A 26,769-nucleotide genomic window follows, 5' to 3' on the forward strand; every position below is an offset into this window, starting at 1 on the left:
GCTTTTGTGTGTTGGCGGGGGGGCTGGTTTTGTTTTAACTCCCCCGGGGGCCCCCCCCGGGGGGGGTGCGGGGGGGGGGGGGGCGGTTTGGCCGCGTCCGGGTGCCGCGGGGGCCCCCCCCCGCCGAAGGGGTCGCGAAGGGATCGCGGAGGTGCGGCGAAGGGTGCCGGTGGGGTCAGCCGTTGACCCGGGCGCCGGGCGCGTGCACCGCGGCGGCGTTGCTCAGGCCGGCCTCGCAGCCGCCGGGGCCGGCCGACAGGCGCACGGCGCCGATCGGGAGGCGGGTGCCGCAGGCGATCCGCAGGCCGGCGGGAAGCTCGTTCTCGGCCTCCAGGACGGCGCCGTCGCCGATCACCACGCCGTCCAGCGCGCAGCGCTCACCGATCTCGGCGTAGGCGCCGACGATGGAGTCCTTGATGTACGCACCGGCCTTGATCCGGGCGCCCGGCAGCACGACGCTGCCCTCGACGATGGCACCGGCGGCGATCGCCGCGCCCTTGGAGACGACGGTGCCGGAGCTCAGCACGGCGGCCGGGTCGACGTCCGCGCCGGGCAGCAGCAGGGCCTCGCCGGTGGGGCCGGGGACGGCCGGGGAGTCGACCTTGCCGAGCACCAGGTCGGCGGAGCCGCGGACGAACGCGCCGGGGGTGCCCAGGTCGAGCCAGTACGAGGTGTCGACGACGCCGCGCAGCAGCGCGCCGGTGGCGAGCAGCTCGGGGAAGGTCTCGCGCTCGACCGAGACCTCGCGGCCGGCCGGGATGCGGTCGATGACCGAACGGGTGAAGACGTAGCAGCCGGCGTTGATCTGGTCGGTGACGATCTGCTCGGGCGTCTCGGGCTTCTCCAGGAAGGCGAGCACCCGGCCGTCCTGGTCGGTCGGGACGAGGCCGAAGGCGCGCGGGTCGGCCACCCGGGTGAGGTGCAGGGTGACGTCGGCGCCGGAGTCGCGGTGCCCGTCGCGCAGGGCGGCGATGTCCAGGCCGGAGAGGATGTCGCCGTTGAAGACCAGCACCGGCTCGTCCGGGCCGCAGGTCAGGCCGGAGGCGGCGTTGCGGATCGCGCCGCCGGTGCCCAGCGGCTCCTCCTCGGTGAGGTAGACCAGCTCGATGCCGTACGGGCTGCCGTCCTGGAAGTGGTCGACGAACACGTCGGCGAGGTAGGAGGTGGCGAGCACGACCCGGGTGACGCCGGCGGCGGCGGCGCGGGCCAACTGGTGGGCGATGAAGGGAACGCCCGCCACTGGCAGCATCGGCTTCGGCGTGTGGGTGGTCAGCGGGCGGAGCCGGGTGCCCTTGCCGCCGACCAACATGATCGCCTGGGTCATGTGATGTCTCCCATGGTCGAGTTCCGGCGACCCGGCGTGACAGGGTCCGGTGCACTCGCTCGGTGAACTGGTCGAGGCAGCATGACACGGCCCTCGACGGAACCGGTATTGTCCCCCGGCTCCGCCGCATACTCTATTTGCCCGAACAGCGTCCGAGCACCACTCCCCAGGTCGATCCGGTGTGCGAATCGGCGCGTCGGGCTACGGCAGCAACCAGGAGTGCTCCGCGGCGGTTCCCGAGTCGGCTCCGCCGGAGCCCTTCAGGGCGTCGACGGCCTCCGCCGGGAGCGCCTGGTCCCAGATCTGGACGTTCGAGATCGCGCCGTTCCAGAAGTCCGTCCACTGGGACTTGTAGCGGACCCGGCCGAACTGCAGGCCGCCGGTGGTCTGCCAGATGCCGCTCACCCGGGTGGTCTGCTGGGGCACGCCGTCGACGTACAGGGTGATCTTCTTCTCGGCCGCGTCGTAGACGCCGGTGAGCAGCGTCCAGCGGCCGGTGGTGGCGGGGGAGGTGCTGAACGCCTGGAAGGTGGTGCCGTCCTGGGCCCCGGCGGCGCTCTGCACCTTGAACACCCACTGGTTGCGGGAACCCCAGTAGTCGCGGCCGAGGTAGAACGAGTAGTAGGTGTCGGTGCCCTGGGTGACGACGGCGCGCCCGCCGGTGGGGGCGTCGTTGCGGACCATCGCGGAGACCGTGAACGAGCGGGTGGTGTCGACCAGCGGGGCCTGGCTGTCCGCCCAGCCGGTGCTGGTGCCGTGCAGCACCATGGTCGGCCCGCTGTGGCCCTCGCTCCGGCCGAGCGAGGTGCTGCCGCCCAGCACCATCCCGGGCAGCGTGGCGGGCCCGCCGGTGGCCTCGTCGGCGGACGCCGGGGGCGCGGACGCGGTGGCGCCGGGCGTGGCCGCGGGGGTGCCGGACGGGCGGGTCAGCACCAGGGCGCCGGCCGTCAGGGCGCCGACCACCACGACGGCCAGCACGCCGCCGCCGATCCGCAGCAGGCGGCGGCGCCGCACCTCCTGCTCCCGGGCCTCGGCGAGCGCGGCCCAGTCGGGCGTCGCGCTGCTCACCGGCGGCAGGTGCACGGGCCCGCCGGGCCCCGGTCTTCCCCCGTCACCACTCATGCGGCCGATGCTAGGACATCGCCCCCGCGCTGGATACGCCCGGATGCTCCCCGGCCGCTCCGGCATCCGTCCGGCGCCCATGCCCCTGCCCGTCCGGTGCCCGTGCTCCTGCCCGCCGTGGCGCCCCTGCCCCTGCCCGTCCGGCGCCCGTGCCCGTCCGGACGTGCCGGGACCCCGGCGCCGCGGCGGGCGTCCGGGGTCCGGGGGCCGGGGGGGGGCTGGTGGGCCGGTCCGGCGGGTGGGGCGGGTGTCAGGCGTCGACCGGTTCCGCCTCGGCGGCCGGGGCGGCCTTGACCGACTCCAGCAGCAGCTGGGCGACGTCGACGACCTTCAGGTGCTCCTTGGCCGCGCCTTCGTTCTTCTTGCCGTTGACCGAGTCGGAGAGCATCACCAGGCAGAACGGGCAGGCGGTGGAGACGATGTCGGGGTTCAGCGACAGCGCCTCGTCGACCCGCTCGGTGTTGATCCGCTTGCCGATCCGCTCCTCCATCCACATCCGGGCGCCGCCGGCGCCGCAGCAGAAGCCGCGCTCCTTGTGGCGGTGCATCTCCTCGTTGCGCAGGCCGGGCACCTTGCCGATGATCTCGCGCGGCGGGGTGTAGACCTTGTTGTGCCGGCCGAGGTAGCACGGGTCGTGGTAGGTGATCAGGCCCTCGACCGGGTTGACCGGCAGCAGCCGGCCCTCGTCGATGAGGTGCTGGAGCAGCTGGGTGTGGTGGATGACCTCGAAGTGGCCGCCGAGCTGCGGGTACTCGTTGGCGATGGTGTTGAAGCAGTGCGGGCAGGTGGCGACGATCCGCTTGGTGGGGGCGTCCTCCAGTGCGGCGTTCAGGGTCTCGACGTTCTGCGCGCCGAGCATCTGGAACAGGAACTCGTTGCCAAGGCGGCGCGGGGAGTCACCGGTGCAGGTCTCCTCCTTGCCGAGGATGGCGAACTTGACGCCCGCGGTGTGCAGCAGTTCGGCGAACGCCTTGGTGGTCTTCTTGGCCCGGTCCTCCAGGGCGCCGGCGCAGCCGACCCAGTAGAGGTACTCGACCTCGGCGGGGTCGATGTCCTCGCCGATCACCGGCACCTCGATGCCGGTCTCCTTCTTCAGCTCCTTGACCCAGTCGAGGCGGGCCTTGGTGGCCAGGCCCCACGGGTTGCCCTTGTTCTCCAGGTTCTTGAGCATCGTCCCGGCCTCGGTCGGGAAGCTGCTCTCGATCATCACCTGGTAGCGGCGCATGTCGACGATGTGGTCGATGTGCTCGATGTCGACGGGGCACTGCTCGACGCAGGCGCCGCAGGTGGTGCAGGACCACAGCACGTCCGGGTCGATGACGCCGTTCTCCTCGGCGGTGCCGATCAGCGGGCGCTCGGCCTCGGCCAGGGCGGCGGCGGGGACGCCGGCCAGCTGCTCGGCGGTGGCCCTCTCCTCGCCCTCCATGTCCTTGCCGCCGCCGGCCAGCAGGTAGGGGGCCTTGGCGAAGGCGTGCTCGCGCAGGCTCATGATCAGCAGCTTGGGCGACAGCGGCTTGCCGGTGTTCCAGGCCGGGCACTGCGACTGGCAGCGGCCGCACTCGGTGCAGGTGGAGAAGTCGAGGATGCCCTTCCAGGAGAAGTGCTCGACCTGGGAGACGCCGAACACGGCGTCGTCCGCCGGGTCCTCGAAGTCGATCGGGGCGCCGCCCGAGGTCATCGGGCGCAGGGCGCCGAGCGCGGTGGCGCCGTCGTCCTCGCGCTTGAAGTAGATGTTGAAGAACGCCAGGAAGCGGTGCCAGGCGACGCCCATCGAGGGGTTGACGCCGATGGTGATCGCCCAGGCGAAGGAGATGCAGATCTTCAGCATCGCGAACAGGTAGACCAGGTTGACCAGGGTGCCGTGCGCGGTGCCGTGGAAGGCGGCGGCGATCGGGTACGAGACCAGGTAGGCCGGGTCGTAGGAGTCGACGCCCTCCAGGGCGCCCTCCAGGCCGCGGAGCATCATGATGCACAGGCCGATGCCGAGGATCGTGTACTCGACGTAGAACGCCTGCCAGGCGATCGAGCCGGCGAACCGGGACTTGCGGCCGGCCCGGGAGGGCAGGCTGAGCAGGCGGATCGCCATCAGGACGAGGATGCCCAGGGTGGTCAGGGTGCCGATCAGCTCGACGAAGACGTTCCACGGCAGCCAGTGGCCGATCACCGGGAGCACGAACTCGGCGTCGAAGAGCTGTCCGAAGGCGTTCACCAGGGTGAGCACCAGGGAGAAGAAGCCGACCGCGACGAACCAGTGGGCGACGCCGACGACGCCCCAGCGGTTCATCCGGGTGTGGCCGAGGAACTCCTTGACCACGGTGGCGGCCCGCTGCGCGGGCTGTCCGAAGCGGGTGGTGTCGGCGGAGCCGGTGCGCACCACCTTGTAGATGTACAGCGCCGCCCGGGCGGCGAGCGCGGTGCCGATCACGAAGGTGACCAGCGAGATGACGATCGCGGCTAGCTGCATCGGCTCTCCGTCTCCAGCGGCTTGTTCCCAGTGGTGCCCAGTCCTCCACAGAGTGTACTGGTCGGTAACTTGGAGGGCTGACCCGCCGGACATTACCGCTCGTTAACACTCCACCAGAAGATGTTCAAGGTATGGCGGCAGTCACTAAGCCCATACTCACCCGCCCGGAGCAGCGGCTCCGCCCCTCGCGACATAAGCGCTCAGTAAAGTTGAGCGACATGCACTCAAAGCCGTTGACTCCATCGAGCCGGTCGTGCATCCTTGAGTCCGTACTGCTCAACTTCTCCTCGGAGGTATTCACGATGGCACGCGCGGTCGGCATCGACCTCGGTACGACGAACTCCGTCGTCAGTGTTCTTGAGGGCGGTGAGCCCACGGTCATCACCAACGCCGAGGGCGCTCGGACCACGCCGTCCGTCGTCGCCTTCGCCAAGAACGGCGAGGTGCTCGTCGGCGAGGTCGCCAAGCGCCAGGCGGTCACCAACGTCGACCGGACCATCCGCTCGGTCAAGCGCCACATGGGCACCGACTGGAAGATCGGCATCGACGGCAAGGACTTCACGCCGCAGCAGATCTCCGCCTTCGTCCTGCAGAAGCTCAAGCGGGACGCCGAGTCGTACCTGGGCGAGACGGTCACCGACGCCGTCATCACCGTCCCGGCGTACTTCAACGACTCCGAGCGCCAGGCCACCAAGGAGGCCGGCGAGATCGCGGGCCTGAACGTCCTGCGCATCGTCAACGAGCCGACCGCGGCCGCCCTGGCCTACGGCCTGGACAAGGACGACCAGACCATCCTGGTCTTCGACCTCGGCGGCGGCACCTTCGACGTGTCGCTGCTGGAGATCGGCGACGGCGTGGTCGAGGTCAAGGCCACCAACGGCGACAACCACCTCGGCGGCGACGACTGGGACCAGCGGGTCGTCGACCACCTGGTGAAGGTCTTCCAGTCCGGCCACGGCGTCGACCTGTCCAAGGACAAGATGGCCGTCCAGCGCCTGCGCGAGGCCGCCGAGAAGGCCAAGATCGAGCTGTCCTCCTCCTCGGAGACCTCGATCAACCTGCCCTACATCACGGCCTCCGCCGAGGGCCCGCTGCACCTGGACGAGAAGCTCACCCGCTCCCAGTTCCAGCAGCTCACCGCCGACCTGCTGGACCGCTGCAAGGTCCCGTTCCACAACGTGATCAAGGACGCCGGCATCCAGCTGTCCGAGATCGACCACGTGGTCCTGGTCGGCGGCTCGACCCGCATGCCGGCCGTCGCCGAGCTCGTCAAGGAGCTGACCGGCGGCAAGGACGCCAACAAGGGCGTCAACCCGGACGAGGTCGTCGCGATCGGCGCCTCCCTGCAGGCCGGCGTGCTCAAGGGCGAGGTCAAGGACGTCCTGCTGCTCGACGTCACCCCGCTGTCCCTCGGCATCGAGACCAAGGGCGGCATCATGACCAAGCTGATCGAGCGCAACACCACGATCCCGACCAAGCGCTCCGAGATCTTCACCACCGCCGAGGACAACCAGCCCTCCGTGCAGATCCAGGTCTACCAGGGCGAGCGCGAGATCGCGGCGTACAACAAGAAGCTCGGCATGTTCGAGCTGACCGGCCTGCCGCCGGCCCCCCGCGGCCTGCCGCAGATCGAGGTCACCTTCGACATCGACGCCAACGGCATCATGCACGTGGCCGCGAAGGACCTCGGCACCGGCAAGGAGCAGAAGATGACCGTCACCGGCGGCTCCTCGCTGCCGAAGGACGAGGTCAACCGCATGCGCGAGGAGGCCGAGCGCTACGCGGAGGAGGACACCAAGCGCCGCGAGGCCGTCGAGACCCGCAACCAGGGCGAGCAGCTCGTCTACTCGACCGAGAAGTTCATCGCGGACAACGCGGACAAGCTCCCGGCCGACGTCAAGACCGAGGTCGAGACCGCCATCGGCGAGCTCAAGGAAGCCCTCAAGGGCGAGGACATCGCGGCCATCCGCACCGCCACCGAGAAGGTCTCCACCACCGCCCAGAAGCTCGGCGCGGCGCTGTACGCGCAGGCCGACGGCGCGGGCGCGGCGGCCGGTGCGGCCGGGGCCGGTGCCGGTGAGGCGGGCGCCAAGGACGACGACGTGGTCGACGCCGAGATCGTCGACGACGAGAAGCCCAAGGGCGGTGCGGCATGACGGAGAAGCCGCAGGGCGAGCAGCCCGGCGACGACTCCGCCGCCGAGGAGGCCGTGCTCAAGGCAGCCGAGGAGGCCGTCGCGGGCGCCGGTGCCGACGAGCTGGCCGCCGCCAAGCGCGAGGCCGGCGAGCGCACCGCCGACCTGCAGCGGCTCCAGGCCGAGTACCAGAACTACCGCAAGCGGGTCGAGCGCGACCGCTCCACCGTCCGCGAGATCGCCGTCTCCAACATCCTGGAGTCGCTGGTCCCGGTGCTGGACGACATCGGCCGGGCCCGCGAGCACGGCGAGGTGACGGGCGGCTTCAAGTCGGTCGCCGAGTCGCTGGAGACGGTCGTCGCCAAGCTCGGGCTGCAGCAGTTCGGCAAGGAGGGCGAGCCCTTCGACCCGACGATCCACGAGGCGCTGATGCACAGCTACTCGTCGGACGTGACGGAGGACACCTGCGTGCAGATCCTCCAGCCCGGGTACCGGATCGGCGAGCGGATCATCCGCCCGGCGATGGTCGCGGTCGCGGAGCCCCAGCCGGGCACCCAGACCACCGGCGAGCCGGACGGCGACAAGGCTGACGGTTCGTCCGACAGCTGAGTAGAGTCCCCGTGCGCTGCGGAGTCGTACGTCGTCCAGTACGGCGGCCGGCTCCGCAGCGCCGTATCAGGGCACCGCGCCGCGGTGCCGACAGGCAACAGAACTTCGGGATTCCGGGAGGTGGCGGTCAAAGGCCATGAGCGCTAAGGACTACGTGGAGAAGGACTACTACAAGGTCCTCGGCGTGCCCAAGGACGCCACCGCCGCAGAGATCAAGAAGACCTACCGCAAGCTGGCCCGCGAGTTCCACCCGGACGCCAACAAGGGTGACGCCAAGGCCGAGGAGCGGTTCAAGGACATCTCCGAGGCGTACGACGTGCTCTCCGACGAGAAGCGGCGCAAGGAGTACGACGAGGCCCGCTCGCTGTTCGCGGGCGGCGGCTTCCGGCCTGGCGGGGCGGGCGCGGCCGGCGGCTTCGACTTCGGCGACCTGTTCAACGGCGGGGGCGGCTCGGGCGGCGGCGGGATCGGCGACGTGTTCGGCGGCCTGTTCAACCGCGGCGGCCGGCAGACCGCCCAGCCGCGGCGCGGCGCGGACGTCGAGACCGAGGTCACGCTGAACTTCGAGGAGGCCGTGGACGGCGCGACGGTGCCGCTGCGGATGACCTCCCAGGCCGCCTGCCGCGCCTGCGCGGGCACCGGCGCCAAGACCGGCACCACCCCGCGGGTCTGTCCGACCTGCGTCGGCGCGGGCACCGTCAGCCGGGGCCAGGGCGCCTTCGCGCTCTCCGAGCCCTGCCGGGACTGCAAGGGCCGCGGCATGATCGTCGACGACCCGTGCACCGTCTGCCACGGCAGCGGCCGGGCCTCCTCGGCCCGCACCATGCAGGTCCGCATCCCGGCCGGGGTGCAGGACGGCCAGCGGATCAGGCTCAAGGGCAAGGGCGCCCAGGGCGAGCGCGGCGGCCAGCCCGGAGACCTGTACGTCACCGTGCACGTCGACTCGCACCCGGTGTTCGGGCGCAAGGGCGACAACCTGACGGTGACCGTGCCGGTGAGCTTCCCAGAGGCCGCGCTCGGCGGCACCATCGAGGTGCCGACCCTGAACGGCCCGGCCGTGAAGCTCAAGCTGCCGCCCGGCAGCGCGAACGGCCTGACCATGCGGGCCCGCGGCAAGGGCGCCACCCGCAAGGACGGCACCCGCGGCGACCTGCTGGTCACCGTGGAGGTCACGGTGCCCAAGCACGTCGACGGAGACGCGCTGACCGCACTGGAGCAGTACCGCGAGGCCACCGCCTCGGACGACCCGCGAGCCGCCCTGTTCAAGGCGGCGGAGGGAGCGTGAGAGCCCGATGAGTCCCCACCCCGACAGTAGCCACGGCGACGGCCCCGGCGTCACCGGCCGGATCGGCCCCGGCCCCGGCCTCGGCGAGGGCCTGCCCGGCGGCGGCCGCCCGCGCGCCGCCGCCCCGCCGTACGTCCTCACCGAGGACACCCCGGTCTACGTCATCTCCGTCGCCGCCGAGCTCTCCGGCCTGCACCCGCAGACCCTCCGCCAGTACGACCGCCTCGGCCTGGTCAGCCCCGACCGCACCGCCGGGCGCGGGCGCCGCTACTCGGCCCGGGACATCCAGCAGTTGCGCGAGGTCCAGCGGCTCTCCCAGGACGAGGGCATCAACCTGGCCGGCATCAAGCGGATCATCGAGCTGGAGAACCAGGTCGCCGCCCTGCAGTCCCGGGTCGCCGAGCTCGTCGACGCCCTGGAGGGCGCGGCCGCGACCCTGCAGCAGCGGGAGGCCGCCGTCCACGCCTCCTACCGCCGCGACCTGGTGCCCTACCAGCAGGTCCAGCAGTCCAGCGCGCTGGTGGTGTGGCGGCCCAGGCGCTGAGCAGCGCGGCCGCAACCCGACGTCGAGCCGTCGACACCTCCCGTTCGGGGGGTGTCGACGGCGGCGTCGTACTGGGAGAGTCTTCGCAGGGGAAGAACGCGCCGCCCGCAGAATCCGCAGCCGGGTGATTTTGCCTATGATCCCTACTGGCCACCAGGCTGGCCGTGCACCGCCGCACACAAGGCCACCACGGAGGGGAGTAGTCAATGCGCATAACCCGTGACTCCGGAGCAGGCCATTCTGCGGACGAGCTGCTCTCCGCCGGCGCACGTGAGGTGTACCTGTCCATTGTGCGCTCCGGCGGTCGGGCCAAGACTCGCGAACACCAGGCGGCGGAAAAGCAGATCCAGGAGTTGCTCGATTTCGGACTCCTGATCCACGACACGGACGACCACTCGGACGTGGTGGCGGTCGACCCCCGGGCCCTGTCCATATCACTGAGCAGCTCGTGGCAGCGGGAGGCGGCCCAGTTGCTCCACCGCTCAGTGGCGCTGTCGGCCGACCTGCGGGATCTGGGCGACGCGTTCAGCGAGTTGAGCGGCCAGACCGAGGCCAGCAGCAAAATCGAATACGTCCACGGATACCAGTCGATCAACCAACGCCTGGCCATGCTGGTCGACAGCTGCACGCACGAACTCATGACCGCCCAACCCGGCGGCGGGCGCAGTGCGGAGGCGCTGCGAAGCGCGTTCGACCGGGATCGAGGGGTTCTCCGCCGTGGAGGGACCACCCGGAGCATCTACCAGCCCAGCGCCAGATACTCCAGCCCCACTCTGGAGTACGTGGAGACGATGACGGCCGCGGGCAGCCAGATCCGCACCCTGGGCGAGCCGTTCTCCATCATGATCATCGCCGATCGCAAGACCGCCGTGATCCCCGGCAGCGAGGACATGACCCAGGCCGCGTTCGTCAAGGACCACGCGGTCGTCGCCTACCTGATCCAGCTCTTCGAGTCGCTCTGGGAGCGTGCGATACCGTTCCACGCCAACCGGGAGATCCCACCCCAGGTCCTGTCGAGCCTGCGTCGGCAGATCGTCCGATTCATGGCACAGGGCATCGGCCACCGGGTCATCGCCCGGAACCTCGGCCTGAGCGAACGGACCCTGGCCCGCCACATCGCCGAGATGCGGGAGGACTACGGTGTCGACACGCTCTTCCAACTCGGCTGGAAACTCGCCCAGGAGCCGGACCAGTCGATCATCAGCGCGTCCGAGGAGCTGTCGGCAGAGGCCTGAAACCCCCTCGCAAGGCCGTGCACAGCCCTGCGAGGGACGACCACTCCTGGCTTCAGCGGCAACGGATCGACCGGCTCCCGGAGTTCACACCTCCATGCCGACCGTCATGGGCCACGCGCTGTCGAAAGCGCTCACGTGCACCACCGGAACCGTGCTCGGCCATGCGCTGTCCTCAGCCGCCAAACGCCCCACAACAGCGGCATGCGGCCACGCACTGTCCGCCGAGGCCGCGCCCGTACCGGCAAGGAGGACAGCACCGGCAAGGACGAAGGCTGCGATGAGGCGACGCGCGTTACGCACGAGAGCACTCCCTCCAAGATCGTTCAGGTCGACAGCTTCAACTATGGCAATACAGCTAATGAGTTAATAATGCACTGTCACGCCCGCTATGGAACAGGCAGCAGGGCATGTCATCTCTCTGCCATGCAGGGATATGACACTGGCCTCCGGTGGACGACGTCCTGGCCTTACGGCCACGATCAGTGGGCCCAACACTCGTGAAGGCAGGATCGGTCAGCGGGGGGACCGCACGAGTGGCATGAACTCGGCACTTTGGTCTTGGACCAACGAATGTCAGCAGCATTCGCACCCACGCCACACCACCGGTGGGACATGCCCCGCCGATCGATTCTTGCGGAGTAGACATGAGTGAGCACCACCTGCAACACCGCGCCGAAGGGCGCCGTGCACGGGTCTTCCTGGCCGCGCCGCTGATGCGGCTGACCGGGCCGGCGGACAGTGTGGTGACGCTGGCGAGCCGGACCCGGCTGACCACGCTGCGCAGCACGCTGCTGGACAGCGGGGCGGCGGTGTACAGCGCGCACCACAGCGACGCGTGGACGGTGGCGGGACGGGCGCCGGAGCAGCGGGTGCCCTCCGACTTCCGGGCGATGCAGAGCGCGGACCTGGTCTTCGCGTACGTGGGGGCGCCGCTGTCGGCCGGGGTGAGCCTGGAGCTCGGCTGGGCTTCGGCGCTGCGCAAGCCGATCGTGCTGCTGGTGGACGAGGCGATCACGCACAACCCGCTGATCGCGACCATCGAGCAGGTCTCGCCGGTGCTGCCGCTGGTGTTCGACGACACCTGGTCGCAGGAGGCGCTGCACCACACCGTGGAGACCGCGCTGGACTGGGCCGGGATGGCGCTGTCGCTGCGCGGCGGCTTCTGGACCGCGCCCGGCGAGCAGTTCCCGCGTCCGCGCCGCGAGCACACCGGCGCCGGCCCGTACGGCTTCTGGTCCCCGGAGATCGCGACCGGCTGACGGCCGGTCAGCCTTCCTGTTCCCCGGCTCCCCGCATCTGCCAGCCCAGTTGGAACAGGGTCTCCGCGTCGTGGAGTTCGCGCAGCCGGGAGATGTGCGCGGCGACGGTGCGTTCGCCGAGGCCCAGCCGGGCGGCGATGGTCTTCTGGGTCAGGCCCTGGGCGAGCAGTCGGCCCACCTGCTCGTGGACCGGCACCACGCTCTCGCCCTCGTGCTCGGCCGAGCGCCAGCGGATCCGCTCGGCCCGCTCCCAGTCCCGTTCGAAGGCGGCGACCAGGAACGAGACCACGGCCGGGTCCTCGATGAACGCGGCACTCGAATTGTCGGCCGATGCCGGAACGACGGCGATCCGGCGGTCGAAGATCAACATCCTGCTGAACGGTTCGCTCAAGGTGCGGAACCGGCCTCCCCAGCCGGTGACCCTCTCCGCCCAGCGAACCGTCGTCTCGTCCAGCAGCGCGGTCGGCTCGTAGACGGTGCGCACGCTCCCGCCGTTCTCCAGGAAGCGCCGCTTGCGCTCCAGCACCTCCTCCAGCAGGTCGGCCGGGCCGGCCCCGCCCGGGTGCAGGGACAGCTCCTCCTCGTACGCCTCGCTCGCCAACTGCAGGACGCGGTGCCGGATCTGCTCGGTCCGGTCGACGTGCTGCACCACGCTGGAGCGGTCGGCCCGGCGGGGGGTCGCGTCGTAGGCGTGGGTGAGGTCCTCCAGCAGCGTCGGCATCTCCTCGGCGCGCAGCAGCATCCGGGTGCCCTCGGCGCGCAGCTCGGCGCTGATCCGGTCGCTGACCGCGCGCGGGTTGACCGCCGTGAGCGCCTGGTCGGCGGCGTCGTGCACCAGCAGGCCGAGCTCCATCAGCCGCAGCACCCCGGTCGGGTCCTGCTCGACCGCCTCGCGGAACGACACCCGCCCGCCCTGGTCCAGGATCTGCTGGTACAGCCGCCGCTCCGACTCGCTCGGCAGGGCGGCTCCGCTCGACTCGCTCACAGGTCCCACTCCTCTTGGCCGTCCGCACCCGGTCACTCCGCCGGTGCGGTGGGTCGTCCGGACGCCCCGCGCAGCTGCCAGCCGAGCTGGAACAGGGTCTCCGCATCGTAGAACTCCCGCAGCCGGGCGATGTGACCGGCCACCGTCCGTTCCGAAAGCCCCAGGCGGGAGGCGATCGCCCGCTGGGTCAGCCCGGCCTTGAGGAGCTCGGTGAGTTCGGCCGGCACGCCGCTCTCGCGCGGACGACCGGACAGGGCGTACCAGTCGACCCGTCCGGCCCGCGCCCAGTCGCGTTCGAACAGGCCCACCAGGGCTGCGATCACGATCGGATCCTCGACGAACACGGCGCTGTTGTCGTCGGGGGCCGCGCTGATGATCGCCACCTTGCGGTCGAAGATCAGCATCTTCCGGAACGGCTCATCCAGAACCCGGAGGCGTTCCCCGGCGGCGGCGACCGTCGCCGCGTAGTTCACGGTGGGCGGGTCGGCGAGGGCGCCGGGTTGGTAGATGGTGCGCAGCTCGACGCCCCGGGCCAGGAACCCCAGCGAGCGCTCCAGCCCCTGGCCCATGGCGGCGACCGGGCGGGCGCCGCCCGGCTGGGCGGCGAGCGTCTCCTCGCGCATCTCGGCCTCGATCTGCATGATCCGCTGCCGGATCCGTCGGCGGTCGTCCACCCGTTCCACGGCGGGATTGCGGTCAAGGCGCCGGGGAGCGGCGTCGTACGCCCGGACCAGGTCCCCGAGACGGGCGGCGGTCTGCTGGGAGTCGATCAGCTTCCGGACGGCCCGGTCACGCAGTTCGTTGCCGAGCCGGTCGCTGACGGACCGCGGGTTGACGGCCGTCAGCGACTCGTCGCTCTCGAAGTGCACCAGCAGGCCGAGGTCGATCAGTCGCAGGGTGGCGTCCGGGGCCTGCGCCATCGCCTCGCGGAACATCAGCCGGCCGCCCCGCGCCAGGATCTCCAGATAGAGCCGACGAGCGGCGTCGTCCAGCAGACCGTTCACCGGGTCTCCCCTCGCATCGACCAGCCGAGCTGGAAGAGGGTTTCGGCGCTGTGGTGCTCGCGCAGCCGGGCCAGGTGGGCGGCCACCGTGCGCTCGGACAGGCCCAGGCGGGAGGCGATCGCCTTCTGGGTCAGCCCGGCTGCCAGCAGGTCGGTCAGCTCCGGCGGAACGCCGCTCTCGCGCGGACGGCCCGCCAGCGCGTGCCAGTCGACGATCGCGGCCCGCACCCAGTCGCGCTCGAACAGGGCCACCAGGGTGGTCAGCACCGCCGGGTCCTGGATCAGCATGGCCTGCTGGTCGTCCGCCGAGGCCGTGATGATCGCGGTGCGCCGGTCGAAGATCAGCATCTTCCGGAACGGCTCGTCCAGGACCCGGAACCGCTCCCCCGCCTCGGACATGGTGGCCACGTAGTCCGCGGTGGGGCGGTGGGTGAGCGCGCCGGGCTGGTAGATGGTGCGCAGTTCGACGCCGCTGGCCAGGAAGACCAGCGAACGGTCCCGGGTCTGCTCGATCCGGGGGAAGGGCCGGGCACTGCCGGGGTGCGCGGCCAGCGTCTCCTCGCGCATCTCGGCCTCGATCTGCATGATCCGGTGCCGGATCCGCCGACCGCCCTCCAGCCGCTCCAACGCCGGCCGGGGCTCGGTGCGGCGCGCGACGGCGTCGTACGCCTGCACCAGGTCGTCCAGTTGGGACGCGGTGCGTTCGGCCTGCGCCAGCCGCCGGACCGCCTGGTCGCGCAGGCCCGCGCTGAGCCGGTCGGTCACCGCACGCGGGTTGACGGCGGTCAGCGACTCGTCGGTCTCGTGCCGGACGAGCAGGCCGAGCCGGATCAGGCCGAGGGCGGCGTCCGGGTCCTGCTGCATCGCCTCGGCAAGGCTCACCGCGCCGCCCTGTTGGATGACTTCGCGGTACAGGGCGCGCTCGGACTCACTGGGCAGGTGCGCGGTCATCGGGTTCCCTCCCGCATCAACCAGCCGAGCTGGAAGAGGGTTTCGGCGCTGTGGTGCTCGCGCAGCCGGGCGAGATGGGCGGCCACCGTGCGCTCGGACAGGCCCAGGCGGAAGGCGATCGCCTTCTGGGTCAGACCGGCCGCGAGCAGGTCGGTCAGCTCCGGCGGGACGCCGCTCTCGCGCGGGCGGCCCGCCAGCGCGTGCCAGTCGACGATCGCGGCCCGCACCCAGTCCCGTTCGAACAGGGCCACCAGGGTGGTCAGCACCGCCGGGTCCTGGATCAGCATGGCCTGCTGGTCGTCCACCGAGGCCGTGATGATCGCGGTGCGCCGGTCGAAGATCAGCATCTTCCGGAACGGCTCGTCCAGAACCCGGAGCCGCTCCCCCGCCGCCGTCATGGTCGCCGCGTAGTCCACGGTGAGCGCGTCGGTGGCGGCACCGGGTTGGTAGATGGTGCGCAGTTCGATGCCACGGGCCAGGAAACCCAGCGAACGGGCCCGAATCTGCTCCATGTAGGGGAAAGGCCGGGCCCCGCCGGGCTGAGCGGCGAGCGTCTCCTCGTGCATGTCCGCCTCGATCTGCATGATCCGCTGCCGAACCTGCCGCCCGTCGACCAAGTGTTCCAGTACCGAGTCGGGTTCGGGGCGGCGCGGGGCGGCGTCGTACGCCTGCGCCAGGTCGCCCAGTTGGGTCGCGGTGCGTTCGGCCTGCGCCAGCCGTAGGGCCGCCTGGTCGCGCAGTTCGCTGCTGAGCCGTTCGGTCACCGAGCGCGGGTTCACGGCGGTGACGGTGGAGTCGGCGTCGACGTGCACCAGCAGGCCGAGCCGGATCAGGCCGAGGGTGGCCTCGGCGTCCTGCTGCATCGCCTCGGCGAAGGCCACCGCACCGCCCTGGGACAGCACTTCGCGGTACAGGGCGCGCTCGGACTCGTTCGGCAGGCTCACGGTCACCGGGTACCTTCCCTCATCAGCCAGCCCAGTTGGAAGAGGGTTTCGGCGCCGTGGTGCTCGCGCAGCCGGGCCAGGTGGGCGGCCACCGTGCGCTCGGACAGGCCCAGGCGGGAGGCGATCGCCCGCTGGGTCAGACCGGCCGCGAGCAGGTCGGTCAGCTCCGGCGGGACGCCGCTCTCGCGCGGACGACCGGCCAGCGCCTGCCAGTCCACGATCGCGGCCCGCGCCCAGTCCCGCTCGAACAGGCCCACCAGGATGGTCAGCACCGCCGGATCCTCGACGAACACGGCTGCGCGCTCGTCGGCGGAGTCGATCAGTACGGCCACCTTGCGGTCGAAGACCACCATCCGCTGGAACGGCTCGTCCAGGACGCGGAAGCGTTCGCCCGCCGTGGCGAGGGTCGCCACGTAGTCCACGGTGGGCGGGTCGGTGGTGGCGCCGGGCTGGTAGAGGGTGCGCAGTTCGACGCCGTTGGCCAGGAAGCCCAGCGAGCGTTCCAGCGCCTGGCCCATCTGGCCGACCGGGCGGGCTCCGCCGGGCTGGGCGGCGAGCGTCTCCTCGCGCATCTCGGCCTCGATCTGCATGATCCGGCGCCGGATCCGCCGGTCGCCGACCAGCCGTTCCACCACCCGTCCGGGTTCGGTGCGGCGCGGGGCGGCGTCGTACGCCTGCGCCAGGTCACCCAGTTGGGTCGCGGTGCGTTCGGCCTGCGCCAGCCGTAGGGCCGCCTGGTCGCGCAGGCCCGCGCTGAGCCGGTCGGTCACCGCACGCGGGTTGACCGCGACGACGGTGGCATCGTGGGTGATGTGCACCAGCAGGCCGAGGCGGACCAGGCCGAGGGTGGCCTCGGCGTCCTGCTGCATCGCCTCCACGAAGGCCACCGCACCGCCCTGGGCGAGGATCTCGCGGTACAGGACGCGCTCGGACTCACTGGGCAGGTGCGCGGTCATCGGGTTCCCTTCCGCATCAACCAGCCGAGCTGGAAGAGGGTTTCGGCGCCGTGGTGCTCGCGCAGCCGAGCCAGGTGGGCCGCCACCGTCCGCTCGGACAGACCGAGGCGGGACGCGATCGCCCGCTGGGTCAGACCGGCCGCCAGCAGGTCGGTCAGCTCCGGCGGGACACCGCTCTCACGCGGGCGGCCGGCCAGCGCGTGCCAGTCCACGACGGTGGCCCGCGCCCAGTCGCGCTCGAAGCGCTCGACCAGCAGGGCGACGAGCACCGGATCCTCGACGAACGCGGCGCTGGCGTCGTCGTCGGCGGCCGGGACGACCGCCACCTTGCGGTCGAAGACCAGCATCCGGCGGAACGGCTCGTCCAGGACGCGGAAGCGCTGCCCCCGGTCGGAGAGTTCGGCCGCGTAGGCGGCGGTGGGGCGGTCGGTGGTGGCGCCGGGCTGGTAGAGGGTGCGCAGTTCGACGCCGCCCGCCAGGGCGGTCTCGTTGTGCTGCCGGGTCTTCGCCATCCGGGCGACCGGGCGGGCGCCGCCGGGCTGGGCCGCCAGGATCTCCTCGTGCGCCTCGGACTCGATCTGCAGGACGCGGTGCCTGATCTCCTCCATCCGGTCGACGTGCCGGACCACGGTGGTGCGGTCCGGCCGCCGCACCGATGCCTCGAACGCCTGGGCCAGGCCGTCCAGTTGGGCGGGGGTCCGCTCCGCCTCGGCGAGCCTGCGGCCGGCTTCGGTGCGCAGTTCGCTGCTGAGCCGGGCGGCGACCGTGCGCGGGTTGACGGCGGTCAGCGACTCGTCGCTCTCGAAGTGCACCAGCAGGCCGAGGCCGACCAGGCGGCGGGTGGCGTCCGGGGCCTGCGCCAGCGCCTCGCGGAACATCACCCGGCCGCCCCGGGCGAGCACTTCGCGGTAGAGCCGGCGGGAGGCGTCGTCCAGCAGTTCGGTCACCGGGCCTCCTCGCGCATCAACCAGCCGAGCTGGAAGAGGGTTTCGGCGCCGTGGTGCTCGCGCAGCCGGGCGAGCTGGGCGGCCACCGTGCGCTCGGACAGGCCCAGCCGGGAGGCGATCGCCTTCTGGGTCAGACCGGCCGCCAGCAGGTCGGTCAGCTCCGACGGGACACCGCTCTCGCGCGGACGACCGGCCAGCGCGTGCCAGTCCACGATCGCGGCCCGCGCCCAGTCGCGCTCGAACAGGCCCACCAGGGTGGTCAGCACCGCCGGATCCTCGACGAACGCGGCGCTGCTGTCGTCGGGGGCGGCGCTGATGATCGCCACCTTGCGGTCGAAGATCAGCATCTTCCGGAACGGCTCGTCCAGGACCCGGATGCGCTCGCCGACCCTGGTCACGGAGGCCGCGTAGGAGACGGTGGGGCGGTGGATGAGGGCTCCGGGCTGGTAGACGGCGCGCAGGACGACCCCGGCGGCGAGGAAGGCGCGGTCGCGGACCAGGGCCTGCCGCATGAAGCGGGTGGGTCTGGCGCCGCCGGGCTGGAGGGCGAGCGTCTCCTCGCGCATCTCGGCCTCAATCTGCATGATCCGGTGCCGGATCTGCTGGCCGGTCGCGACGTGCTGCACCTCGCTGCGCCGGTCGACCCGCTGCGGGGTGCTGTCGTACGCCTGCGACAGGTCGTCCAGCTGTTCGGCGGCCCGCTCGGCCTGCACCAGTTTCCGGGTCGCGGCACCGCGCAGCTCGGTGCTCAGCCGGGCACCGACCGCGCGCGGGTTGACGGCGGTCAACGATTCGTCGGCGACGTGCCGGACGAGCAGGCCGAGGTCGATCAGCCCGAGGACGGCCTCCGGGTCCTGCTGCATCGCCTCGCGGAACATCACCCGGCCGCCCTGGGCGAGGATCTCGCGGTAGAGGGCGCGCTCGGTCTCGTTCGGCAGCCGGATCGTCACCTCAGGCTCCTCCGCGCATCAACCAGCCGAGCTGGAACAGGGTTTCGGCGCCGTGCTGCTCGCGCAGCCGGGCGATGTGCGCGGCCACCGTCCGCTCGGACAGGCCCAGCCGGGAGGCGATCGCCCGCTGGGTCAGACCGGCCGCCAGCAGGTCGGTGAGTTCGGGCGGGACGCCGCTCTCGCGCGGACGACCGGCCAGCGCGTGCCAGTCCACGATCGCGGCCCGCGCCCAGTCGCGCTCGAAGCGCTCGACCAGCAGGGCGACGAGCACCGGGTCCTCGACGAACGCGGCGCTGCGGTAATCGGCGGAGGCCGGGATGATCGCCACCTTGCGGTCGAAGACCAGCAGCCGGACGAACGGCTCGTCCAGGACGCGGATGCGCTCGCCGGCGCCGGTCAGGGAGGCCGCGTAGGAGACGGTGGGGCGGTGGGTGAGCGCGCCCGGCTGGTAGACGGTGCGCAGGGCGACTCCGGCGGTGAGGAAGGCGCGGTCGCGGACCAGGGACTGCCGCAGGAAGGGGGTGGGCCTGGCGCCGCCGGGCTGGAGGGCGAGTGCCTCCTCGCGCATCTCGGCCTCAATCTGCATGATCCGGTGCCGGATCTGCTGGCCGGTCGCGACGTGCTGCACCTCGCTGCGCCGGTCGACCCGCTGCGGGGTGCTGTCGTACGCCTGCGACAGGTCGTCCAGCTGTTCGGCGGCCCGCTCGGCCTGCACCAGTTTCCGGGTCGCGGCACCGCGCAGCTCGGTGCTCAGCCGGGCACCGACCGCGCGCGGGTTGACGGCGGTCAGCGACTCGTCGGTGTCGTGGTGGACGAGCAGGCCGAGGTCGATCAGCCCGAGGACGGCCTCCGGGTCCTGCTGCATCGCCTCGCGGAACATCACCCGGCCGCCCTGGGCGAGGATCTCGCGGTAGAGGGCGCGCTCGGTCTCGTTCGGCAGCCGGATCGTCACCTCAGGCTCCTCCGCGCATCAACCAGCCGAGCTGGAACAGGGTTTCGGCGCCGTGCTGCTCGCGCAGCCGGGCGATGTGGGCGGCCACCGTGCGTTCGGAGAGGCCGAGGCGGGAGGCGATCGCCTTCTGGGTCAGACCGGCTGCCAGGAGGTCGGTGAGTTCGGGCGGCACGCCCGTTTCCCGTGGGCGGCCCGCCCGAGCGTGCCAGTCCACGACGGTGGCCCGCGCCCAGTCGCGTTCGAAGCGCTCGACCAGCAGGGCGACGAGCACCGGGTCCTCGACGAACGCGGCGCTGGTGTTGTCGGTGGCGGCCGGGACGACCGCCACCTTGCGGTCGAAGACCAGCAGCCGGGTGAACGGCTCGTCCAGGACGCGGATGCGCTCGCCGAGGTCGGTGACGTCGGCCGCGTAGGCGGTGGTGGGCGGGTCGGCGAGGGCGCCGGGCTGGTAGACGGTGCGGGTGGCGATCCCGGCGGCCAGGTGTTCGCGCGTGCGGTCCAGCGACTCCTGGAGGAACTGCCGCGGGCGGGCGCCGCCGGGCTGCAGGGCCAGCATCTCCTCGCGGGCCTCCGACTCGATCTGCTGCAGCCGGTGCCGGATCTCCTCCATGCCGTCGATGTGCCGGACGACGGTGGTGCGGTCGGCCCGCCTGCCGCGGGCGTCGAACGCCTGGACCAGCGGCTCCAGCCGGGCGGGGGCCCGCTCCGCCTCGGCGAGCCTGCGGCCGGCCTCGGTGCGCAGTTCGCTGCTGAGCCGGGCGCCGACCGCGCGCGGGCTGACGGCCGTCAGCGACTCGTCGGTGTCGAAGGGGTGCACCAGCAGGCCGAGGTCGATCAGGCGGCGGGTGGCGTCCGGGTCCCGCGCCAGCGCCTCGCGGTACGGCACCCGGCCGCCCCTGGCGACGATCTCGCGGTAGAGCCGGCGGGCGCCGTCGTCCAGTAGGCCCTTCACCGGCCGCCCTCCCGCATCAGCCAGCCGAGCTGGAACAGGGTGGCCGCGTCGTAGCGCTCGCGCAGCCGGGCGATGTGTTCGGCCACCGTGCGTTCGGACAGGCCGAGGCGGGAGGCGATCGCCTTCTGGGTGAGGCCGGTGGTGAGCAGCCGGCCGATCCGTTCGACGACCGGGGGGACGCCGTCGCCCGCACGGTCGTGCCAGGGGACGCGTTCGGCGCGCTCCCAGTCGCGGCGGAAGACGCCTACCAGGTGGTCCACCACGGCCGGGTCCTCGATGAAGGCGGCGGTGCGGTTGTCGGCGGCCGTGGAGATGATCGCCACCTTGCGGTCGAAGACCAGCATCCGGGCGAAGTCCTCGTCAAGGACGCGCAGCCGCATGCCCCAGCCGGTGGCCCGCACCGCGTAGTCGACCACGGCCGGGTCGGAGCCGCTGACGGGCTGGTAGAGGATGTCCATCCGGGCGCCGGCCGCCAGCGCCTTCTCGGTGCGGGCGCTCTTCTCCAGGTACACCGACGGGCGCCGGCCGGGCTGGGCTGCCAGCACCTCCTCGCGGAAGTCCGCCTCGATCTGGAGCAGGCGGTGCCGGATCCGGTCCACGTCCAGCACGTGGGTGATCTGCTGCCCGTGGTCCTCGCGCCGGGCGGCGCTGTCGTACGCGTCGGTGAGGTGGTCGAGTCCGGCGGGGACGTGCTCGGCCTGCTCGAACAGCCGGGTTCCGGCCTCGCGCAGCTCCCGGCTCAGCCGGCCGCTGACGGTGCGCGGGTTGACGGCGGTGAGCTGCTCGCTCTCGTCGTGGTGCACCAGCAGGCCGAGCGCGAGCAGCCGGGCGGTGGCGGCGGCGTCCTGCTCGGCCGCCTCCCGGGCCGAGACCCGGCCGCCGGCCCGCAGGACGGCGAGGTAGAGCGCCTTGTCGTCCTCGTTCGGTGTGGTGTGGGCGAGTTCAGGCATGCCGACCGCCGTCGCGCATCAACCAACCGAGCTGGAACAGGGTTTCGGCGTCGTAGCGCTCGCGCAGCCGGGCGATGTGGGCGGCCACCGTCCGCTCGGACAGGCCGAGGCGGGAGGCGACGGCCTTCTGGGTGAGGCCGGCGGCCAGCAACTCGCCGACCCGGCGCAGGACTTCGGGCAGCTCCCGGCCGACCTGGTCGAACCACGGGACGCGGACGGCCCGCTCCCAGTCCCGGAGGAAGAGTCGCACCAGGTGCTCGACCACGGCAGGATCCTCGATGAAGGCGGCGGTGACGTTGGCGGTGGCGGTCGAGATGATCGCCACCCGGCGGTCGAAGATCATCATCCGGGCGAACGGCTCGTCAAGGACGCGGAAGCGCACCCCCCAGCCGGTGGCCTCGGCCGCGTAGGCGGCGGTGTGCGGAGTCCACCGGGCGACCGGCTGGTACAGGACGCTGGCCGTCACGCCGCGGGCGAGTGCCTGCCGCATCCGCGCGTGGTCGTCCAGGTACTCGGGCGGCCGCTCCCCGGGCTGGGCGGCCAGTCCTTCCTCGCGGTACTCGGCCTCGACCGCCAGCAGGCGCTGCTGGATCTGCTCCAGCGAGGTCAGATGGGTGATCCGCGCGGCCGGATCGCTGCGACGCCGGGCACTGTCGTACGACTCGGCCAGCGCGTCCATCCCGGATGCCGCCCGGTCGGCGCGGGCCAGCAGCCCGGCGGCCCTCCCCCGCAGGTCGGCGCTGAGCTGGAGACCGGCCGCCCGCGGGTTGACGGCCACCACCCAGCCGTTCACCTCGGAGTGCACCAGCAACCGGAGTTCCAGCAGCCGGGCGGTGGCGGCGGCGTCCTGCTCCATCACCTCCCGCAGCGAGACCCGGCCGGCCCGCAGGACGGCGAGATAGAGCGCCTTGTCGGCCTCGTTCGGTGTGGTGTGGGCGAGTTCAGGCATGCCGACCGCCGTCGCGCATCAACCAGCCGAGCTGGAACAGGGTTTCGGCGTCGTAGCGCTCGCGCAGCCGGGCGATGTGGGCGGCCACCGTCCGCTCGGACAGGGCGAGTCGGGAGGCCACCGCTTTCTGGGTCAGCCCGGCGGCGAGCAACTCGCCCACTCGGCACAGCACTTCGGGCAGTTCCCGGCCGACCTGGTCGAACCACGGGACGCGGACGGCCCGTTCCCAGTCCCGGAGGAAGACACCGACCAGGTGGTCGACCACGGCAGGATCCTCGATGAAGGCGGCGGTGACGTTGGCGGTGGCGGTGGAGATGATCGCCACCCGGCGGTCGAAGATCATCATCCGGGCGAACGGCTCGTCAAGGACGCGCAGCCGCATGCCCCAGCCGGTGGCGTCGGCCGCGTAGGCGGCGGTGTGCGGGGTCTGCCGGGCGACCGGCTGGTACAGGATGTCGATCGCGGCCCCTTCGCCGAGCGACTTCCGGACCCGGTCGTTGGTGTGCACGTACGAGGGGCGTTCGCCGGGCTGGGCGATCAGCGCCTCTTCGCGGTACTCGGCCTCGACCGCCAGCAGGCGCTGCTGGATCTGCTCCAGCGAGGTCAGGTGGGTGATCCGCGCGGCCGAATCGCTGCGACGCCGGGCCACGGCGTAGGACTCGGCCAGTGTGTCCATCCCGGAGGCCGTGCGTTCGGCGCGGGCCAGCAGGTCGCCGGCGCTCTCCCGCAGGGCGGCGCTCAGCCGGGCCCCGGCCGTCCGCGGGTTGACGGCCACCACCCAGTCGTTCACCTCGGAGTGCACCAGCAGGCCGAGCGCGAGCAGCCGGGCGGTGGCGGCGGCGTCCTGTTCCGTCACCTCCCGCAGCGGGACCTGGCCGGCCCGCAGGACGGCGAGGTACAGCGCCTTGTCGTCCTCGTTCGGTGTGGTGTGGGCGAGTTCAGGCACGGCAGCCGCCGTCGCGCATCAACCAGCCGAGCTGGAACAGGGTTTCGGCATCGTAGCGCTCGCGCAGCCGGGCGATGTGGCCGGCCACCGTCCGCTCGGACAGGCCGAGGCGGGAGGCCAGCGCCTTCTGGGTCAGCCCGGCGGCCAGCAACTCGCCCACCCGGCGCAACACTTCGGGAAGCTCCCGGCCGACCACGTCGAACCACGGGACGCGGACGGCCCGCTCCCAGTCCCGGAGAAAGAGCCGCACCAGGTGCTCGACCACCGTGCGGTCCTCGATGAACGCGGCGCCGCTGCGGTTGTCCACGGTGGTGGCGATCACCGCGACCCGGCGGTCGAAGATCATCATCCGGGCGAACGGCTCGTCGAGCACCCGGAACCGCATGCCCCAGTCGGTGCAGGCGGCCGCGTAGGCCGCGGTGTGCGGGGCCTGCCGGGCGGTCGGCTGGTAGAGGACGTCGGCCGTCGCGCCGCGGGCCAGCGCGGCCCGGATCCGGGGGTTCTCGCTCAGGAACTCGGGGGCGCGCGGGCCGGGTTGGGCGGCCAACGCCTCGTCCCAGTGGTCGGACTCGATCTCCAGCAGCCGCTGCTGGATCTGGGTCTGCCCGAACACATGGGCGATCCGGGTGCGCCGCTGGGCCGCCTCGTACGAGTCGGCCAGGGCTTCGAGGCCGGTTCCCGAGCTCTCGGCCCGGGCCAGCAGGTCGCCCGCGTTCTCCCGCAGCGCGGCGGACAGCTTCGAGGTGGCGACGCGCGGGTTCACGGCCACCACCCACTCCTGGTGGACGTACTGGCTCAGCAGACCGAGCTCCAGCAGCCGGACGGTCGAGGCGGCGTCCTGCTCCATCAGCTCCCGCAGCGAGACCCGGCCCGCCCGCAGCACCGCCAGGTACAGCGCCTTCTCGGCCTCGCTCGGCGCGGCGTGCGCAGCGTGCGCGGCGTGGGCGACAGGCATGGCCTGGGCTGCGTGGGCGGCGGGCGCCGGGTGCGCGGTGCGGTCAGGCATCCCGTTCGCCCTTCCGCATCAGCCAGCCGAGTTGGAACAGCGTCTCGGCACCGTACAGGTCGCGCAGCCGGGAGATGTGGCCGGCCACCGTGCGCTCGGACAGGCCGAGGCGGGTGGCGATGGCCTTCTGGGTGAGGCCCTGGGCAAGCAGGCTGCCGATCCGGTCGGCGGCGGTCCGGGCGGGGGCGGCGTCGAGCAGGCTCTCCCAGCAGACGCGTTCGGCCCGGTCCCAGTCGCGGTCGAAGTTGGCGACGATCATCGCCACGATGGCGGGGTCGGAGAGCACGGCGGCCCGGCTGTGGTCGTCGGAGGCGGGCACCACGGCGGCGGCCCGGTCGAAGACCAGGGTGCGCTGGAAGGGCTCGTCGAGCAGCCGGACCTCGCCGCCGGCCTCGGTGACGGTGGCGGCGTAGCGGATCGCGGCGGGCTCGGCGAGCGCGATGGGCTGGTAAAGGGTGAGGATCCGGCAGCCGCGGCGCAGCAGCGGGAGCTCCTGGCGCAGGGACAGTTCCAGCGCCGCGGGCTCCGCCTGGCCGGGCTGAGCGGTCAGGGCCTCCTCCCGGCAGGCGGCGCCGAGTTGGGCGATCCGCTGCCGGATGTGCTCGCGTCCGGTGACCTGGATGTCGGCGGAGCCGGGTTCGGACGGGCGGGGCACGCTGTCGTAGGCGGCGATCAGCGGGTCGAGGTCGGCGGTCAGGCGCTCGGCCCGGTTGAGCAGGCGGGTGGCCTCGGCGTTCATCTCGGTGCCGAGGGTGGTGGCCACGAAGCGGGGGTTGACGGCCAGGTAGGAGCCGTCCAGGCCGTCGGAGACCAGCAGGCCGGTGCGCAGCAGTTCGGCGAGCGGGTCGCGGCCGGGGGCGGTGGCACCGGGGGCGGTCGCGGGGACGGCCCCGGGAACGGCGTCGGCGGCGACCCGGCCGCCGGCTTCCAGGACGTCCAGGTAGAGGCGCCAGGCCGGTTCGTCTATCGGCCTGTTCCCGGGCGCGAACTCCGCGCCGGAAAACGCGGTAATGGCGGTAACGGCGGTAAGGGCGGGAGCCGCGGATGCCGCGGTGGCGGCGGGGATCGCGACAACGGCGGGGGCCACGGGGGCGGCAGGGGCCGCAGTGGCGGCGGGCGCCGCGGAGGCGGCCGGGGCCGCGTACGTGGGGGTCGGGTCAGCCATGCCCGCCGCCGCCTCTCATCAGCCAGCCGAGCTGGAACAGGGTGCCGGCGCCGTACAGGTCGCGCAGTCGGGAGATGTGGCCGGCGACGGTGCGCTCGGAGAGGCCGAGGCGGGTGGCGACGGCGCGTTGGGTGAGGCCCTGGGCGAGCAGGCGGCCGACCCGGTCGGTGATGGTGCGGGTGAGGGTCCGGTTGTCGAGGTGGTGCCAGTGGACCTGTTCGGCGCGGGCCCAGTCGCGTTCGAAGCCCGCGACCAGGTAGGCGATGGCGGCGGGGTCCTCGACGAACGCGGCGCGGTTGTGGTCCTCGGTGGCGGGGATGACGGCGATCCGCCGGTCGATGACGATCAGGCGGAGGAACGGCTCGTCCAGGATCCGCAGTTGGGCCCCGTGCCCGGACATCGAGGTGGCGTGCCGGACGGCGCTTTCCTCGGTTAGCGCGACGGGCTGGTAGAGGGCGCGCAGGGTGGCGCCCCGGCTGAGCATCCGCCGGTCCTGGGTGTGGGCGAGTTCGAGGACGGCGGGCGGGCGCAGGCCGGGCTGGGCGCTGAGCAGTTCGAGGCGGCAGTCGGAGACCAGTTGGGCGATCCGCAGCCGGATGTCCTCCTGGCCGTCGACGTAGACGGCCCGTGCGGTCCGGTCGGCGGGCCGGGGGACGGCGTCGTAGGCGCGGGCGAGCGGGTCGAGGGCGTCGGGCAGCCGGTTGGCGTCCAGCAGCAGCCGGGTGGCGCGGGAGCGCAGGTCGGCGCCGAGGCGTTCGGCGACGGCGCGCGGGCTGACCGCGACGTAGCAGTGGTCGATCGGGTTGGGCAGCACCAGGCCGATCGCCACCAGCTGTTCCAGCAGGGCGTGTTGGCGTTCGGGGGTGAGTTCGGGGCCGAGCGCGGACGGCGCGTCGAACGGTATCCGGCCGCCGGCGGCGAGGACGGCCAGGTAGAGCCGGGTGGCGTCCTCCTCGGGCAGGCCGGTGTCCGGGTCGTACGGTCGGGAGCCCGGGTCGCACGGGCCGCCGTCCGGTCCGGACAGTACGGTGCCCGCCAGGGGCGGTGCGGTGCCCGCCGCGGACGGTACGGTGCCCGTCGCGGACGGTACGGGGTCCGGTTCGGACTTCGGGTGGTCCGCTGCCACGTCGAGCACTC

At 72.3% G+C, this 26,769-nt stretch carries 23 protein-coding genes and 1 pseudogene; 6 read left to right on the forward strand and 18 right to left on the reverse strand.

Annotated elements, in window-relative coordinates; genetic code table 11:
* Nucleotides 1-250 precede the first annotated feature (250 nt).
* The 3 genes and pseudogenes from ACFUEL_RS05200 to ACFUEL_RS05210 all read right to left on the reverse strand — a co-directional run.
* Nucleotides 251-1,324 (reverse strand): annotated as a pseudogene (locus ACFUEL_RS05200) (sugar phosphate nucleotidyltransferase); the annotation flags it as partial.
* Nucleotides 1,325-1,525: 201 nt separating this feature from the next.
* A complete protein-coding gene (locus ACFUEL_RS05205) occupies nucleotides 1,526-2,392 on the reverse strand; it encodes a LamG domain-containing protein (protein WP_380234629.1) in 867 nt (288 codons plus the stop codon).
* A 304-nt stretch (nucleotides 2,393-2,696) separates the two neighbouring features.
* Nucleotides 2,697-4,910 carry a (Fe-S)-binding protein gene (locus ACFUEL_RS05210; protein WP_380234630.1) on the reverse strand — a complete coding sequence of 738 codons (2,214 nt, stop codon included), beginning with the start codon at nucleotides 4,908-4,910 and terminating at the stop codon, nucleotides 2,697-2,699.
* Nucleotides 4,911-5,212: 302 nt separating this feature from the next.
* Between ACFUEL_RS05210 and dnaK the strand changes: the two genes are divergently transcribed.
* The 6 genes from dnaK (at nucleotide 5,213) to ACFUEL_RS05240 (ending at nucleotide 11,976) form a co-directional block, all read left to right on the forward strand.
* Nucleotides 5,213-7,066 (forward strand): molecular chaperone DnaK, encoded by a 1,854-nt coding sequence (gene dnaK, locus ACFUEL_RS05215; protein WP_380234631.1) that lies wholly within the window; start codon nucleotides 5,213-5,215, stop codon nucleotides 7,064-7,066.
* On the forward strand, nucleotides 7,063-7,653 hold the full coding sequence (grpE, locus tag ACFUEL_RS05220) for a nucleotide exchange factor GrpE (RefSeq protein WP_030457529.1): 591 nt from the start codon (nucleotides 7,063-7,065) through the stop codon (nucleotides 7,651-7,653). Before dnaK ends, grpE begins: the two co-directional genes overlap by 4 nt.
* Nucleotides 7,654-7,789: 136 nt before the next feature.
* Complete coding sequence (dnaJ, locus tag ACFUEL_RS05225) at nucleotides 7,790-8,938, forward strand: molecular chaperone DnaJ (protein WP_380234632.1); 1,149 nt, start codon at nucleotides 7,790-7,792, stop codon at nucleotides 8,936-8,938.
* A gap of 7 nt (nucleotides 8,939-8,945) precedes the next feature.
* On the forward strand, nucleotides 8,946-9,482 hold the full coding sequence (locus ACFUEL_RS05230; RefSeq protein WP_380234633.1) for a heat shock protein transcriptional repressor HspR: 537 nt from the start codon (nucleotides 8,946-8,948) through the stop codon (nucleotides 9,480-9,482).
* Nucleotides 9,483-9,688: 206 nt separating this feature from the next.
* Complete coding sequence (locus tag ACFUEL_RS05235) at nucleotides 9,689-10,717, forward strand: helix-turn-helix domain-containing protein (RefSeq protein ID WP_380234634.1); 1,029 nt, start codon at nucleotides 9,689-9,691, stop codon at nucleotides 10,715-10,717.
* 644 nt (nucleotides 10,718-11,361) lie between these two features.
* Entirely contained in the window at nucleotides 11,362-11,976 is a 615-nt protein-coding gene (locus ACFUEL_RS05240; RefSeq protein WP_380234635.1) for a hypothetical protein, read from the forward strand.
* Between the two features lie 7 nt (nucleotides 11,977-11,983).
* On the opposite strand, the gene ACFUEL_RS05245 is transcribed toward ACFUEL_RS05240, so the two are convergent.
* The 15 genes from ACFUEL_RS05245 to ACFUEL_RS05315 are packed head-to-tail and all read right to left on the reverse strand — an operon-like array spanning nucleotide 11,984 to nucleotide 26,758.
* On the reverse strand, nucleotides 11,984-12,961 hold the full coding sequence (locus ACFUEL_RS05245; protein ID WP_380234636.1) for a LuxR C-terminal-related transcriptional regulator: 978 nt from the start codon (nucleotides 12,959-12,961) through the stop codon (nucleotides 11,984-11,986).
* Nucleotides 12,962-12,993: 32 nt separating this feature from the next.
* A complete protein-coding gene (locus ACFUEL_RS05250) occupies nucleotides 12,994-13,965 on the reverse strand; it encodes a winged helix-turn-helix transcriptional regulator (RefSeq protein WP_380234637.1) in 972 nt (323 codons plus the stop codon).
* Complete coding sequence (locus ACFUEL_RS05255; protein WP_380234639.1) at nucleotides 13,962-14,915, reverse strand: LuxR C-terminal-related transcriptional regulator; 954 nt, start codon at nucleotides 14,913-14,915, stop codon at nucleotides 13,962-13,964. Before ACFUEL_RS05255 ends, ACFUEL_RS05250 begins: the two co-directional genes overlap by 4 nt.
* Nucleotides 14,912-15,859 (reverse strand): LuxR C-terminal-related transcriptional regulator, encoded by a 948-nt coding sequence (locus tag ACFUEL_RS05260; protein ID WP_380234640.1) that lies wholly within the window; start codon nucleotides 15,857-15,859, stop codon nucleotides 14,912-14,914. Before ACFUEL_RS05260 ends, ACFUEL_RS05255 begins: the two co-directional genes overlap by 4 nt.
* Before the next feature lie 2 nt (nucleotides 15,860-15,861).
* Nucleotides 15,862-16,815 carry a LuxR C-terminal-related transcriptional regulator gene (locus ACFUEL_RS05265; RefSeq protein WP_380234641.1) on the reverse strand — a complete coding sequence of 318 codons (954 nt, stop codon included), beginning with the start codon at nucleotides 16,813-16,815 and terminating at the stop codon, nucleotides 15,862-15,864.
* Nucleotides 16,812-17,762 carry a LuxR C-terminal-related transcriptional regulator gene (locus ACFUEL_RS05270; protein WP_380234642.1) on the reverse strand — a complete coding sequence of 317 codons (951 nt, stop codon included), beginning with the start codon at nucleotides 17,760-17,762 and terminating at the stop codon, nucleotides 16,812-16,814. The genes ACFUEL_RS05265 and ACFUEL_RS05270 overlap by 4 nt, the downstream gene beginning before the upstream one ends.
* On the reverse strand, nucleotides 17,759-18,712 hold the full coding sequence (locus tag ACFUEL_RS05275) for a LuxR family transcriptional regulator (protein WP_380234643.1): 954 nt from the start codon (nucleotides 18,710-18,712) through the stop codon (nucleotides 17,759-17,761). The genes ACFUEL_RS05270 and ACFUEL_RS05275 overlap by 4 nt, the downstream gene beginning before the upstream one ends.
* 1 nt (nucleotide 18,713) lies before the next feature.
* On the reverse strand, nucleotides 18,714-19,664 hold the full coding sequence (locus ACFUEL_RS05280) for a LuxR C-terminal-related transcriptional regulator (protein ID WP_380234644.1): 951 nt from the start codon (nucleotides 19,662-19,664) through the stop codon (nucleotides 18,714-18,716).
* Nucleotide 19,665: 1 nt separating this feature from the next.
* Nucleotides 19,666-20,616: a LuxR C-terminal-related transcriptional regulator gene (locus ACFUEL_RS05285; protein ID WP_380234645.1), complete on the reverse strand. Its 951-nt coding sequence runs from the start codon at nucleotides 20,614-20,616 to the stop codon at nucleotides 19,666-19,668.
* Entirely contained in the window at nucleotides 20,613-21,566 is a 954-nt protein-coding gene (locus ACFUEL_RS05290) for a LuxR C-terminal-related transcriptional regulator (protein ID WP_380234646.1), read from the reverse strand. The genes ACFUEL_RS05285 and ACFUEL_RS05290 overlap by 4 nt, the downstream gene beginning before the upstream one ends.
* Entirely contained in the window at nucleotides 21,559-22,515 is a 957-nt protein-coding gene (locus ACFUEL_RS05295) for a LuxR C-terminal-related transcriptional regulator (protein ID WP_380234647.1), read from the reverse strand. Before ACFUEL_RS05295 ends, ACFUEL_RS05290 begins: the two co-directional genes overlap by 8 nt.
* On the reverse strand, nucleotides 22,508-23,461 hold the full coding sequence (locus ACFUEL_RS05300; protein WP_380234648.1) for a LuxR C-terminal-related transcriptional regulator: 954 nt from the start codon (nucleotides 23,459-23,461) through the stop codon (nucleotides 22,508-22,510). Before ACFUEL_RS05300 ends, ACFUEL_RS05295 begins: the two co-directional genes overlap by 8 nt.
* Nucleotides 23,454-24,467 carry a LuxR C-terminal-related transcriptional regulator gene (locus tag ACFUEL_RS05305; protein ID WP_380234649.1) on the reverse strand — a complete coding sequence of 338 codons (1,014 nt, stop codon included), beginning with the start codon at nucleotides 24,465-24,467 and terminating at the stop codon, nucleotides 23,454-23,456. The genes ACFUEL_RS05300 and ACFUEL_RS05305 overlap by 8 nt, the downstream gene beginning before the upstream one ends.
* Nucleotides 24,460-25,632: a LuxR C-terminal-related transcriptional regulator gene (locus ACFUEL_RS05310; protein ID WP_380234650.1), complete on the reverse strand. Its 1,173-nt coding sequence runs from the start codon at nucleotides 25,630-25,632 to the stop codon at nucleotides 24,460-24,462. The genes ACFUEL_RS05305 and ACFUEL_RS05310 overlap by 8 nt, the downstream gene beginning before the upstream one ends.
* The gene (locus ACFUEL_RS05315; RefSeq protein ID WP_380234651.1) at nucleotides 25,625-26,758 is read right to left on the reverse strand and encodes a LuxR family transcriptional regulator; all 1,134 of its coding nucleotides are present in this window, start codon (nucleotides 26,756-26,758) and stop codon (nucleotides 25,625-25,627) included. The genes ACFUEL_RS05310 and ACFUEL_RS05315 overlap by 8 nt, the downstream gene beginning before the upstream one ends.
* Nucleotides 26,759-26,769: the final 11 nt, after the last annotated feature.

The organism is Kitasatospora sp. NPDC057198, from assembly GCF_042670125.1.
GTDB lineage: Bacteria > Actinomycetota > Actinomycetes > Streptomycetales > Streptomycetaceae > Kitasatospora.